This window comes from Streptomyces sp. (assembly GCF_036566765.1).
Lineage (GTDB): Bacteria > Actinomycetota > Actinomycetes > Streptomycetales > Streptomycetaceae > Streptomyces.
In genome coordinates this window covers 1-12322 of sequence record NZ_DATCVQ010000377.1, presented here as the reverse complement: position 1 = coordinate 12322, position 12322 = coordinate 1, and the positions used below count along the sequence as shown (strand labels likewise).

The window sequence follows — 12322 nt, the reverse complement described above, 5'->3', positions numbered from 1 at the left end:
GAGGGCGACCACTTCGCCGAAGTGAACGGGGCCCTCGCGTCGCTGGGCGCCGACGAGATCGACTGGCTGCCGAGCAAGGGATGGAACGAGGAGGCGGCCGGCGCCGACGGGGCGGGCGGCGATGTCGCGGCGCGCATGGGGGCCTTCATCGCGTCGACGATGGAGTTGCACCAGCTGTACCTGGAGCGGCTCACCAGCGTCAAGGACGAGGGGCTCGTCCTCCCGGCGATCACCGGTGTCTTCGACACCCCGCTGATGGACTTCCAGGACGCCGTCGCGCCGGTCGCCGAGGTGCTGACCGGGATCGGCCGACACATCGACCGGTCCCGTGAGTTCGGCAAGCGGCGGGCGGACGAGCCGGCCGTCGGCCTGTCCTCGGACGCGGTCGCCGCGCTCTACCTCTACACCTGCGAGTCGCGGTTCTACCGCGAGATCAACGCCGTCCTGCGCTCCCCGGACCGGAGCAAGGTCGTGCCCTACCTCCCGTACCTGCGGCTGCTGTTCTCGGCGGTCTCGGGGCTGCCGGCCCGAACCGAGCCGCTGTGGCGCGGTGTGGCCCTGGACCTGCGGAAGCAGTACCCGGTCGGGCGGACGGTGACCTGGTGGGGCGTGTCCTCGTGCACCTCGGAGCTGGGCGTGGCGAGGTCCTTCCTGGGCAGCCGCGGCAAGCGGACGCTCTTCGAGGTGACCCCCGCGCGGGCGGTGGGCATCCGGAAGTTCTCCGCCTTCACCGGGGAGGAGGAGTACATCCTCGCGCCGGGCACCCAGCTCAAGGTGACGGACGTGGTGACCGAGCGCGGCGGCCTGTGCACGGTCAAGCTGACCGAAGAGGACGCCGCCCCACTCGTCTCCTGACGGCCCGCTCGTCTCCTGACGCCCCACGCGTCTCCTGACCGCCCGCGAGTGTCCTGACCGCCCGCTCGTCGGCTGCGGCCCTGGCCCAGGGTCGCGGCCGACGAGCGCCCAGTCCACGGCTCAGGGCTCAGGCTGGCTGGGCCTACCCGGGCGGCAGGGCGGCGAGCGCCGCCTCGGCGCGGTCGCCGTCGGAATCCCGCCCCTGGGACCGGTACAGATCGAGGGTCTGGGTCCATGCGACACAGGCCTCGTCCGGCCGGTCGAGGGCGGTGAGCGTCTCAGCGATGTGGGCGAGGGTGTCGGCCTCGTTGGCGCCGTCGCCGATCGCCCGGAACTGGGCGAGCGCCTGCCGGTAGTGGGCCAGCGCGGTGGCGTGGTCGCCGGTCCTGTGGGCGATGTAGCCGAGGCTGTCCAGGGTCGACGCCTCGTCACCCGGCCTGCCGTGCTTGATGTGCAGGGAGTGCGCCTGCTCGCAGTACGCCTGTGCTTGTTCGTACGAGCCGAGCAGGGCGTGCATCCAGCCGACCGCGTTGAGCTGGTTGGCCAGCCAGAAGGGGTTCGCCAGCTCCTCGTACAACCGCAGGGCGCCGGTGGCGTGGTGGAGGGCCTGCCGGTCGTCGCCGTGCAGCTCCCAGAGCCGGGCGAGCGTCCGGTGGATGTGCGCCCGCGCCGCCGTGTCCCCGGCCTGCTCCGCCAGGTCGAGCGCTCCGTGCAGATGATCCAGACCCTCCGGCCGGCGGCCGCTCATCGCGTGGAAGTGGCCCAGCCGCCAGTGGGCGAGGATGCGCGGAACGGCGGCGGGCTGCCGCTCTGCCGCGGTGAGGGCGGTCTGCCAGACCCGGGCGTACTCCGGCAGGTGGTGGGCCCCCAACTGGTACGAGATCAGGGACCACGCAAGGTGGACGGCCTCGACATGCAGCCCGGTCGACATCGCCAGCTCCTGCGCCGCGACGAGGCAGGCGTGCTCCTTCGCGAACCATGAGTGCGCGTCGGTGAAGTCGGCCGGCGCCCACGGCGTGCATCCCGGGGCCGGCGGGTCGACCCGCTCCGGCTTGAAGGGCGTGTGGACGCCGTCCAGGAGCTCGTTCGCCGCGTACGCCGTGTGCAGGTGGAAGTCGACGAACCTCACCGTCGCATCGGCCCGCTCCCCGGCCTCGTCCCGGGCGGCGCACTCGCGTGCGTACAGCCGGACGAGGTCGTGCAGCACGTACCGTCCCGGCAGGTGCTGGTGGACGAGGTGCGCGGACTCCAGCTCGGAGAGGAGCGCCCGGGCCCGGCCGCGCGGGACGCCGGCGAGGCTCGCGACCGCCTCCAGGCCGACGTCCGGGCCGGGGACCAGCCCGAGGAGGTCGAAGAGGCGGCGGGCCGGCGGGCTGAGCGCCCGCCGCGACATCGCGAACACCGCCCGCAGGTTCAGGCTCACCGCGGGGTCGCCGGTGTCCAGGGCGTCGAGCCGGCCCGTGGCGTCCGCGAGCTCGTGGGCCAGCGCGGCGAGCGGGAAGTCGGGGTTGGCGGCGACGCGGGCGGCCACCAGGCCCAGTGCCAGCGGCAGCCCGGCGCAGTACTCCACGAGCGATGCGACGGCCTCCGGCTCCGCCGCGGTTCGTTCGGCGCCCAGCCGGCCGGCGAGCAGTTCGCGGGCCTGGCCGTCGTCGAAGACGGCGGGTGAGACGCTGACCGCGCCGTGCGCGACGACCAGGGACGAGAGCCGGTTCCGGCTGGTGATCAGGACCGTGCAAGCCGGTGAGCCGGGCAGCAGGGGAAGCACCTGCGCGGTGTCGTGCGCGTCGTCGAGGACGACCAGGACGCGCCGGTCCGTGAGAAGGCTCCGGTACAGGCCCTCCCGCGCGGCCTGCTCCTCCGGCACGGCGTCGGCCGGGACGCCGAGCGCTTCGAGGAAGCCGCGCAGGACGGTGGACGGGGGTGACGGTTCGGCGCCCGCGTCGTAGCCGCGCAGGTCGGCGTAGAGCTGTCCGTCGGGGAACCGGCGGGCCTCCTCGTACGCCCAGCGGGCCGCCAGCCAGCTCTTGCCGACTCCTCCGGGGCCGCTGACGACGACGATCCGGCCGACCGCGTTCGCGAGCCGCTCCCGTTCCCGGCGCCGGCCGACGAAGCCCGCGGGTGCGAGGGGCAGCTGGCGTGGGACGGCGACCGGAGCGGCCGCGGCGGCACGCGCGCCGTCCGACACGGGCGGGGCGGGCGCCTTGGAGTCGTCGGCCCCCAGCAGTTCCTGGTGGAGCCGCTGGACGGCCGCGCCAGGGGTGAGCCCGAGCTCCTCGTCGAGGCTGCGCCGTAGAGTCCGGTAGTGCTCCAGGGCCTGTACGGTGCGTCCCTGCCGGTGCAACGCGAGCATCAGCTGTCCGGCGAGCCGTTCGTCGTAGGGTTGCGCGGCGACGGCGGCCAGCAGTCGCGGCAGCAGCTCCGCCTCCCTGCCCTGGCGCAGGAGCACGTCGCCCAGCTCCAGTTCGGCCGCCTGCCGTTCGGTGGCCAACACCTCCCGCAGGTGCGTGAACCACGGGGTGTCCGCCGCCGCGAACGCGTCCCCCTCGGGGAACAGCGCGAGCGCCTCCCCCAACAGTTCGCCCGACTCCTCGTCCCGCGTCCCACGGGCCCGAGCAACCAGGGAGCGGAACCGGTGCAGATCGACGACGTCCGCCTGCGCCTGCGCCATGTACCCACCGGCGTGACGCACGAGCTGTATCCCGGCCGCGGACAGCGTTCCGCGCAGCCGGGAGACGTAGCTGTAGAGCGAGTTCACGACGCCGCGCGGCGCCCGTTCACCCCACACCCGCTCGACCAGCGTTCCCACCGGCAGGGGCTGATTGACCTCGACGAGCAGCACGGCCAGCACATGCCGCTGCCTCGCGTGCCCCAGATCCACCGCGCGTCCCCCGACGAGGACTTCGACCGCTCCGAGTACGCGGCACTCCACCTCTGCCATGGCGCCCCCTCATGGTGTTCGGCGCACCAGTCTTCGCAGGAGAGAACGGCGATTCAAGAAACATCCAAGCCTTCGTTCCAAGCGCCGTCCACACCCTGACGGTGTTCAGTCACCACGACGTCGGAGGAACCGCCGCCGCAGCGGCGCGCACCTGCCGTGCAGAACCCTGCTCCGCATTGCTCGGCAATTCGGAGCCCCCGGCGTGACCGGCCCCGCCGCCGGGGGGACTCAACTACGTAGGTAGGAAGCGCCGTTGACGTCGAGGATCGTGCCCGAGGACCACTGGGCGGCGGGGGAGGCGAGCCACAGGACGGCCGCGGCGATCTCCTCCGGGGCGGCCACCCGGTCGAAGGGGCTCTGGGCGCGGATCGCGGCGCCTTCGGGGCCTTCCAGACGGGGTGCGACGCGTTCGGTGGCGAAGAAGCCGGGCGCGACCGAGGCGACGGCGATCCCGTGCGGGGCCAGCGAGACCGCGAGCGACTGGCCGAGTGCGTGGACGGCCGCCTTCGTCGCGCCGTAGGCGGGGTGGTCCGGTTCCCCGCGGAAGGCGCCCCGGGAGCCGATGTTGACGATGCGGCCGCCCCCACCCTGGTCGATCATCCGCCGTGCCGCGAGATGGCTCAGGTTCGCCGTGGCCAGCAGGTTCACGGACACATGCCGCTGCCACACCGCCACCCACTCCTCGTACGGGGTCTCCGCGAGAGGGTGGCGGATGTTGACCGCCGCGTTGTTCACCAGGACGTCGATGCCACCGAGCGCCTCGGCCGTCGCGTCCGCCACCGCTGCCGCTCCCGCGGGATCGGCGAGGTCGCCGCCGATCAGGGCGTGGCCGGTGCCGGCGAGGGAGTTGAGGGTGGCGCCGGCCTCGTCGGCGCGAGAGCCGTAGTGGACGGCGACCCGGTCGCCATTGGCCGCGAACGCCTGCGCGACCGCGCGGCCGAGGCCCCGTGAGGCCCCGCTGACGAGGACGCGTCGGCCCGATGCGGGCAGGTTCATCTGATACCTCCGTGGATGCTCCCCGCGTCGTGGCGGGTTGAGAACAGTTCTCCTGTCGCGTCACATTCTGCGACCACGGCCGCGAGGCCTGAGGGGCGGCCACGCAGTCGGGGGGCGAGCCCCTCAGGCGGGGTGGCCGGTTGGCCGGCGTGAGGTGGACGACCTCGATCCCAGTGCGTCGCTTGAGGGCGTCGGTGAACGGGTCTTGGTGGGCGTGGACCGCGGCGACGACGTCGGCCTCGGCGGCGAGCAGCGCGTCGACCGCGTCGCGCAGCGCCGCGCACGCCAGTTCCTCGGGGTCGTAGCGGCCGGAACACGCAGCGTTCCCGACGATGCGCGGATCGAGTACGCCGCCGACGGCGATCTGCGCACCCAAGTCGACGTACTCCTGACCGCGGTAGCCGGGATGACGGCGGAGTTGCCCGACCTCGAGTCGGAATCCGGGGTGCCGCGCCACCGGGCAACCAAGACGCAGGGCCCGTGGTCCGCGCCAGCGTCTCGGCAGCCGGCCGGATGTGGGCGGAGTCGAACCGCGGCGGTCCACCGCCCGGCTTGCGACGGTAGTCCGACGCCCCATAAAACCGCTGACCGGCCCAACCGCCGCGGAATAGAGCCACGGCGGGCGGCGTTCGCCGCAATGACGGGAGGTCGGCAATGGCCATTGAAGGCGTGTACGAAGCGAGTCCGACGAAGTGGGTCCGGGACCAGGTCGCCTTGTACGAGTCGTCAGGCGGCACGAAGGGCACGACGATCCGGGGACTGCCGGTCGTGCTGGTGACGAACCTCGGCGCGCGGAGCGGGAAGATCCGCAAGACTCCGCTCATGCGGGTGGAGCACGAGGGCGCGTACGCGCTCGTCGCCTCGAACGGCGGCGCGGTCAAGCACCCTGTCTGGTACCACAACCTCGTCGCCTCGCCGCTCGTCGAGCTGCGCGACGGCCCAGAGGTGGCGGAGATGAAGGCGCGGCTCGTCACCGGCGAGGAGCGGCAGGCCTGGTGGGAACGCGCCGTCGCGGCGTACCCGGACTACGCCGACTACCAGCGCAGGACCGACCGGGAGATTCCGGTCTTCGTGGTCGAGCCCGTCGAGGCGCCCGCCGTCTGACGGTCCCGCACGGTCACCGCACGGCCCGTTCGACGGCCGCGCTCGAGCGGGCGTAGTCCGTGTCGTAGTCCGTGTCGTAGTCGACGGTGCCGGAGGTCAGATGGCCGGCGAGGCCGAGCAGCAGAAAGACCCAGACCAGCACCTTCGCGGCCGTGTCCAGGACGAGGGGACGCGTAGCGGAGTACGCCTGCTCGGCGGCGGACGCCGGTTCGTCGCCGAGGATGCCCTTGGGGTACACCGGCGTCAGCAGCATCATGTAGGCGGACAGCCGCATCCGGTACCGGACGACGGCCGCCGTTGCGCCGAAGACCGGTTCGGGCAGGCGTCCCAGGATGATGCCGATCAGCCAGAACACCCAGCAGATCGTGAACCAGCCGGACATCGCGAGGCTGCTGATGATCGCCGCCGGGATCACCAGGATCAGCCGGAAGAACACCGCCAGCCGATTGAGCGGGGTGCGGCGGAGTTCGATCTGCACCGGGTACTCGGGGGCGTCGAAGGCGAACGGCGGGTAGCGGTCGACGAGCAGGGTCGAACTCGCCGAGACCCGGGTCTGGTAGGCGAGGACCGAGCCGAGGAAGGAGGCGATCGGGTCGGGCAGGCGGCCCAGGACCAACGCGCTGAACCAGCCCGCGATCGTGACGAAGAAGGCGGCCAGGGACAGCAGGGCGACGACGATGAACTGGGGCAGGAGCAACAGCCAGCGCAGTAGCACCGTCCAGCGGCGCTGCCGCCCCGGAGCGGGGACGTCCAGGGCGGGACGCCACTCGCCGCTGTCGACGCCATCCGAGGGGCGGGGTTCCCAACCTGTCGTCACGGCAGCCTCCGTATGCACCCGGTTCCTGGGATCACCTCGATCGTGGCGCGTCCGGGCGGTCCCCGCACCGCCATAGGGTCCACATGGGTCGCCGAGGAAGCGTGAGGCCTGCGGCGAGAGCCGGCGGGGAGAGCCGGGGATCCGCTCTGGCGGGAGCCGTCGCTTGCCTCCGTCCCCGCCCACGGCAGACCGGGGGCTCGGTGGGTGCCGTGTAGGCCGGCGGCCGGGTCAGGCGCGCGTCCGGGAGCCCTGCACGTGGAAGTTGAAGTCGGTGTGGCCGAGAGCGCCCCACAGGCGCAGCCAGATCGGGAGCACCATCTCGGCGCCCCGCGCGCTGGTGATGTCGCCGAGATCGATCACGCTCTCCTCGGGCCAGCCGAAGGACACCAGCAACTGGGTCACCCCCTTCTTGGCGCCGTCGTCGTCGCCGGAGACGAAGACGTTGTGCGCCCCGGGGACGCGAGACGGCTCCACCATGATGCGGGCGTTCATGGTGTTGAGGGTCTTGACGACCTTCGACTCCGGGAAAGCGCGCTGGATCCGCTCGCCGAGGCTGTCGGTGTTGACCGGGCTGAGGACCGGCGGCATGCCCTGGGAGAAGTCGAGCGGGTTGGCGACGTCGATCACGATCTTGCCGGCCAGACGGTCGCGACCCGCGGCTTCGAGCGCATGCAGCGAAACGTTGCCCGCCGTGGCGTTCACCACCGTATCGCCGAACTCCGAGGCGTCCGCGAAGGCCAGCAGGCTCACCTGGGGACGCTCGGCCAGCCATCGGCCGAAGGGCGGGTTGCCGAGGGAGTCGTCGCCGGCGCGGGCCAAGGTGGCTCGGGGGTCCCGGGTGCCGACGGCGACCTCGTGCCCCAGGGAAGCCAGCTTGGCGGCCAGGGTCCGTCCGGCGGCGCCGGTGCCGAGAATCGCGTACCTCATGAGGGGGTCCTTTCGAGGGTGGTCACCGACAGCGACAGTCCTTTGCCTACCCCCCACTCATTCCGGACCGCCAGGCTCGGTATTCCCCGCGGCGGCGCCGTCCGTGCCGCCGTCAGGGTGAAGCCCCCGATAATGACAGCGACACGACAGTAGGGATGAAGGATCGATGACGCTCGAAGTGGGCCGGCGGGTGAAGCTGGCGACGGACCTCAGGCTGGCCGGATCGGTCGTTCCGGCCGACGGCTCCTCGGCGACGGATGCCGGTGCCGCCACCCTGTCCTTGGCGGCGGGCGCCGAGGGGACCGTCGAGCGGGTGGACGAGCACGGGCCTGCGGAACAGAGCCAGGAGGTCCGCGAGTACGTACGGCTGAAGGCGCTCCTCGACGACTTCGGCGACCAGATGCCCCCGGGGAGCAAGAAGAAGCTCGAAGAGGAGATCGCGTCCCTGGAACCCGAATGGGCCGCCCACCAGGAGCAGAGGCTCCGGGCGACGGTTCGCGTCCGCCTCGACAACGGTTTCGTCCTGGACGACGCCCCCGAGGATCTCTTCACCTCCGTCTGACCCGTACGGGAGTTCGCTGCGGCAGGACGGCGCTGGCTGCGGCGCCGGTCGAAGCGGGAAGCCGGGAGCGGGGAGCATGCACGACCGCGCCCGAGAGCGTCGCCGGGCGCGAGAGGCCGTCGCATGGTCTGATGCGGGCAGTGGTGTCGACCCTGCAGGGACTGCCCGATGAGTACGCCCCCACCTACGGTCGCCGCGCCGGGCGAACCCGGGCCCGTGTCGGCGGCCCGGCACGCCGGCTGGCTCGAGCTCTTCTTCGACCTCGTCTTCGTCGTCTTCGTAGCCCAGCTCTCCCACGCCCTGCACGGTGACCCGGACGCCCGTGACTTCGGCGTCTTCCTGGCCCTGTACTTTCCGCCCTGGTGGATGTGGGCCAACCTCACGGTCTCGGCCAACCTCTTCGTCGACGACAGCCCACGTCGCCGCATCGCCATGCTGTTCGCCATGCTGTGCCTGGCCGTCATGGCGGCGGCCGTGCCCGAGGCCGACGGGGACCGCGGGCCCGCGTACGCATTGGGCTATGCGGGCACCCGTCTGGTGCTGCTCGCCCTGTGGTGGCCTGCGACGCGTTTCACCGGGCAGCGCCGCGTCCCGCGCTGGCGCCCGCTGACCTACTGCCTGGCTTCCGCTGTTCTGTGGGCGGCTTCCGCCGCCGTCCCCGCACCCTGGCGGTACGTCGTCTGGGCGGTGCTGCTCGCCGCGGAGATGGTGCTGCTGCTCACCGCCCGCGGCGCGGGCATCCCCCGACCGGTCCACACCGGGCACCTCGTGGAACGGGTCGGCCTGTTCGTGATCATCGTGCTCGGCGAGTCCGTGGCAGCCCTGGTCATCTCCACCGACGAGACGTGGACGGCGGCTGCCGGAACGGTGGCCTTCCTCGGCTTCCTGTTGCTGGCCGCTCTGTGGTGGTCGTACTTCGACTTCGCCACGACCAGCGCCGAACTGGTCATGGGCAGGGCGGGGGAACGCGAGGCCTACCTCCTCGCCCGCGACATCGGCGGGTTCCTGCACTTCTTCGTCACGGCCGCGGTCATCGCCCTGGCCGCCGGCCTGGGTACCGCCGTCGAGGAGGCCGGCCACGACCACCTCCCTCCGGGTGCCGTCTGGGCCCTGTGCGGCGGGCTCGCGCTCTACCATGCCGCGCACGCCGCCATCGCCCTCCGCCTCGGTCGCCGTCCGGGCCGGATCGTGGTCTGGGCCGCACCCGGAATCGGAATCCCCCTGCTGATCGTCCTGGGCGGCGACGTCCTCGCCCCCTGGCTCGTGGTCCTGCTGCTCGCCGCCGAGGCCATCGCCCATCTGGCGTACGCGAAGCGCCTGTCCCGGCGGATAAGAGAGGCTGGGCAGCTCTAGGACGGTGACGAGGGTGGCGCAGTGGTACCGGCCAGGCCAGGTGCGGCCTTCGAAGTGGTCCAGGCCCAGGCCGCTGACCACCCGAAGGCTTCACCCCGCGCTCCCCCACCAACCGACGCACCACCCGATGGGCACTGTCCGGTCCGGGATCAGATCGGGCCCAGCACCTGTCCAGGCTCGGCTGCCAACTCGAGGGTTTCGAGCACGGTGAGCAGTTGCCGCTCCTCGTACCGGAAGTGGTTCTCCATGATCGCGGCGATGCCCTCGAGGTGGTGGTCGAGATCCTCAGGCGGAGCGGCCCTGTCGACCGCGGCACGCAGGCCACCGAGCAGATGGGCGATCATCGAGTGATCCTGCTCGAGCGAACGCAGTACCCCCCGCAGCTCAGGGTGCGCGGCGGCGATGGCCGGGAACAGGGTGCGGTCTTCGCCCTGGTGGTGGCCGTCGAGAGCGGCGCAGAAGCCGTGGCAATACAGCAGCAGGTCACGGGTGGCCGCCTCACCGGGCGTTCCGTCTGCAAGGGAGGCGCGGGTCACGGACAGCGCTTCACGCAGTCGGTGGTGCACCTGACGGAGTTCTTGGCTCCAGGCGACGAGCCTGGTCGTCTCGCGCTCAGTCACGCGAGAGCGAAGGGTACGACGAGTGCATCGTCGACCTCCTTCGATCCGGCGCCTCCATGCCTGGCACTGTCTGCCACCGGCACGCGACGCTTCCGACACACTACCGCGCCTGTCGCCCCGTCAACACCGATATCCACCCGCACACCGAGCGCAACCCGCTCCACTGCCGGCCCCGGCAGCTGTCGGCATAAGCACCACCTGATCGTCATCAGCGTCCTCGAAATGCCTTGTGGGCGCCATACGCTTCGATAAATCCCTGAATCGTCTGCATGTTGTCCGCGAAGGCTTTGGACTTCCACTTGTCCTTTCTGCCGTCGCGGTAGTTGAGGTCAACCCACACGGCGAGACTCACAGTGGAACTATCGGAGAAGCTGCTTCCGACCACGCGTAGCGTCATTTCAGCTAGATCACAGAAGTTTACGATCATCAGCGGCTTGCGTTCGTCCGCGTATTCGATAGCGCCGTCAGGGGTGATGACCAGCAGCGGGTCCGGATCATCCGCTGTCCCGCGCAAGAAGCCGGAAATTTTCCCCCGCTTCTTGGTGAAGACTCGCCAATCCACCGGTACGTTCCCTTCGCGCGCCTGCCTGAGGATCATCAGCGGATCGGTCATGCCACCTCCGGTGTTTGCCACCGCTCACTGGGCGGCCCCGACTGGTCGAGTGAGTAATTCGGCCCTGCGCTCCGTGGTCGGCGCGGCTTGTCGATCTTCCGGCGGCCCATGCCGTACATGCCCTTCATCGCCGCGCACCTTCATCCCGCAGGTTCAACCGGCGCTGCCCCATCCGGCATGGCCCTGCCATGGGCAGAGCGTGACAGGACACCAGGTGTTCCATGCGGCAGCGGCACCGAAGGGCCCGAACAAAAAACTGAAGGGACTAACAGCCTCAGACCCCAACCCCATGCCCTCGGCTCACTGGCGGCCGCTGTGCCTCGTGCGTTGCGGACACTCACGTAGTCATCCGATCGATGGCCATGCTGAAAAACTCATTGGTACAGGCCTGCCACCCGTCGGGATCATGAGCTGTCGGCGGCTCGTCTCTGGGACGTCGAGCGTTCGCATTCCGTCCTGGGAGGGACCCTGCATGACCCTTGTACCCGTCGTCCAAGCCGTTTTCGGCAACGGGCCGTTCGCCGAGATCGGAGAGCCGGCTCTGGCCGTCGTCGACGACCGCTCGCGGATGATCGCTGCGGCCGGGGACCTCGGGTGGCTTCAGTGGAGCGGCGGCGCGACTGCGGACCGCGGGTGGACGGGGTGGCGGATCGGTGTCTACGAGCAGGACGGCCTGCGGTGTCGACACCTGGTGCGCTCCCGGTACCCCGTACGATCCCTCGCCTTCCACCCCGCCCTTCCCCTGCTGGCCGTCGGCACGGGGCGTTACGACGGCGGCTACTCCTTCGACGGCGAGCTGCTGCTGATCCACCTGGACACCGGCGACGTCGTGTCCGCCCTGCCCCACCAGCGGGACGTACTCAGCGTGGAATGGCTCAGCGAAACAGCAATCCGTCTGGTCTTGGCACCGTACGACGACCATGACAACCCGCAGGCACATGAGCAGGGGCATGCCAGCGTCGTCACACGCGCTGACTGGGGCGCAGTCGGCGAGCGCGCGATCGGCCCCGAGGAACTCCTCTCCCCTGCAGAGCCCGCCGTCCGGCCGGATCGCGGTGCGGAGGCCCGCCGGCTTCTGGCGAATCTCGCGGCTGCCGACGGTCGGCAGTGGTCTGTGCGCCGACGGGTGTGGGCTGTCGAGGGCATGAAGGACGGAAGTGTGCTGGCCGCCCTGGACGGGGTCTTGGCGGAGTCGTGGCTGCCGTCAGGAGACAGGCAATGGGCAGTGGCGGACGAGGAGGGCGGCCGCCAGCTGCTCCTGGCTTCCGACGGAACGTCCGTCTGGGCCAACGCCGAACGCCGAAGCCGTCGCAAGGGACGACGCTGGGAGACGTCCGCTCCCCGGGTGGCCCGCATGGCCGTCGACACAGGACAGGTCCTGGAGACCTTGAGCCCGGGCGTGTTCACGGTGCTCGTCGCAGGCGGGCAGGGGGCGATTCTGAGGCCGTTGAACGGCCGCCGCAAGCGTCCCGAACGGCTGATGATGTTCGACCTCGACGGTCCGGTGGACAGTCCGGTGGAGGGTCCGCAGGTC

At 71.1% G+C, this 12322-nt stretch carries 11 protein-coding genes and 1 pseudogene; 5 read left to right on the top strand and 7 right to left on the bottom strand.

What is annotated here, in order from left to right; all coding sequences use genetic code 11:
- A partial coding sequence (locus tag VIU94_RS22175; RefSeq protein ID WP_331913599.1) for an ADP-ribosyltransferase domain-containing protein occupies window positions 1-855 on the top strand: 855 nt, incomplete at its 5' end.
- A 142-nt stretch (window positions 856-997) separates the two neighbouring features.
- On the opposite strand, the gene VIU94_RS22170 is transcribed toward VIU94_RS22175, so the two are convergent.
- The 3 genes and pseudogenes from VIU94_RS22170 to VIU94_RS22160 all read right to left on the bottom strand — a co-directional run.
- Window positions 998-3796, bottom strand: coding sequence for an AfsR/SARP family transcriptional regulator (locus VIU94_RS22170; RefSeq protein ID WP_331913598.1), 2799 nt, complete (start codon window positions 3794-3796; stop codon window positions 998-1000).
- Between the two features lie 228 nt (window positions 3797-4024).
- The gene (locus tag VIU94_RS22165; RefSeq protein ID WP_331913597.1) at window positions 4025-4792 is read right to left on the bottom strand and encodes an SDR family NAD(P)-dependent oxidoreductase; all 768 of its coding nucleotides are present in this window, start codon (window positions 4790-4792) and stop codon (window positions 4025-4027) included.
- Window positions 4793-5084: 292 nt separating this feature from the next.
- A pseudogene (locus VIU94_RS22160) lies at window positions 5085-5370 on the bottom strand (DUF3626 domain-containing protein); the annotation flags it as partial.
- Window positions 5371-5446: 76 nt separating this feature from the next.
- Here VIU94_RS22160 and VIU94_RS22155 point away from each other — a divergent pair.
- Window positions 5447-5896, top strand: a complete 450-nt coding sequence (locus VIU94_RS22155; RefSeq protein WP_331913596.1) for a nitroreductase family deazaflavin-dependent oxidoreductase — start codon at window positions 5447-5449, stop codon at window positions 5894-5896.
- Between the two features lie 13 nt (window positions 5897-5909).
- Here VIU94_RS22155 and VIU94_RS22150 read toward each other — a convergent pair whose 3' ends face one another.
- Window positions 5910-6713: a DUF4389 domain-containing protein gene (locus VIU94_RS22150; protein ID WP_331913595.1), complete on the bottom strand. Its 804-nt coding sequence runs from the start codon at window positions 6711-6713 to the stop codon at window positions 5910-5912.
- A gap of 228 nt (window positions 6714-6941) precedes the next feature.
- Window positions 6942-7640, bottom strand: coding sequence for an NADPH-dependent F420 reductase (locus VIU94_RS22145; RefSeq protein WP_331913594.1), 699 nt, complete (start codon window positions 7638-7640; stop codon window positions 6942-6944).
- A gap of 166 nt (window positions 7641-7806) precedes the next feature.
- Between VIU94_RS22145 and VIU94_RS22140 the strand changes: the two genes are divergently transcribed.
- Together VIU94_RS22140 and VIU94_RS22135 are read left to right on the top strand one after the other, a co-directional pair.
- The gene (locus VIU94_RS22140; protein ID WP_331913593.1) at window positions 7807-8202 is read left to right on the top strand and encodes a hypothetical protein; all 396 of its coding nucleotides are present in this window, start codon (window positions 7807-7809) and stop codon (window positions 8200-8202) included.
- 168 nt (window positions 8203-8370) lie between these two features.
- On the top strand, window positions 8371-9555 hold the full coding sequence (locus VIU94_RS22135; RefSeq protein ID WP_331913592.1) for a low temperature requirement protein A: 1185 nt from the start codon (window positions 8371-8373) through the stop codon (window positions 9553-9555).
- A 149-nt stretch (window positions 9556-9704) separates the two neighbouring features.
- On the opposite strand, the gene VIU94_RS22130 is transcribed toward VIU94_RS22135, so the two are convergent.
- Together VIU94_RS22130 and VIU94_RS22125 are read right to left on the bottom strand one after the other, a co-directional pair.
- Window positions 9705-10175, bottom strand: a complete 471-nt coding sequence (locus VIU94_RS22130; RefSeq protein ID WP_331913591.1) for a hemerythrin domain-containing protein — start codon at window positions 10173-10175, stop codon at window positions 9705-9707.
- 208 nt (window positions 10176-10383) lie between these two features.
- Window positions 10384-10788, bottom strand: a complete 405-nt coding sequence (locus tag VIU94_RS22125) for a hypothetical protein (RefSeq protein WP_331913590.1) — start codon at window positions 10786-10788, stop codon at window positions 10384-10386.
- 472 nt (window positions 10789-11260) lie between these two features.
- On the opposite strand from VIU94_RS22125, the gene VIU94_RS22120 reads away from it, so the two are divergent.
- A partial coding sequence (locus VIU94_RS22120) for a hypothetical protein (protein ID WP_331913589.1) occupies window positions 11261-12322 on the top strand: 1062 nt, incomplete at its 3' end.

Excerpts from the sequence above, each read along its gene's own strand:
- VIU94_RS22140 (WP_331913593.1), top strand. The coding sequence starts at position 7,807 with ATGACGCTCGAAGTGGGCCGGCGGGTGAAGCTGGCGACGGACCTCAGG.
- VIU94_RS22155 (WP_331913596.1), top strand. The coding sequence starts at position 5,447 with ATGGCCATTGAAGGCGTGTACGAAGCGAGTCCGACGAAGTGGGTCCGG.
- VIU94_RS22135 (WP_331913592.1), top strand. The coding sequence starts at position 8,371 with ATGAGTACGCCCCCACCTACGGTCGCCGCGCCGGGCGAACCCGGGCCC.
- VIU94_RS22125 (WP_331913590.1), bottom strand. The coding sequence starts at position 10,788 with ATGACCGATCCGCTGATGATCCTCAGGCAGGCGCGCGAAGGGAACGTA.
- VIU94_RS22165 (WP_331913597.1), bottom strand. The coding sequence starts at position 4,792 with ATGAACCTGCCCGCATCGGGCCGACGCGTCCTCGTCAGCGGGGCCTCA.
- VIU94_RS22170 (WP_331913598.1), bottom strand. The coding sequence starts at position 3,796 with ATGGCAGAGGTGGAGTGCCGCGTACTCGGAGCGGTCGAAGTCCTCGTC.
- VIU94_RS22145 (WP_331913594.1), bottom strand. The coding sequence starts at position 7,640 with ATGAGGTACGCGATTCTCGGCACCGGCGCCGCCGGACGGACCCTGGCC.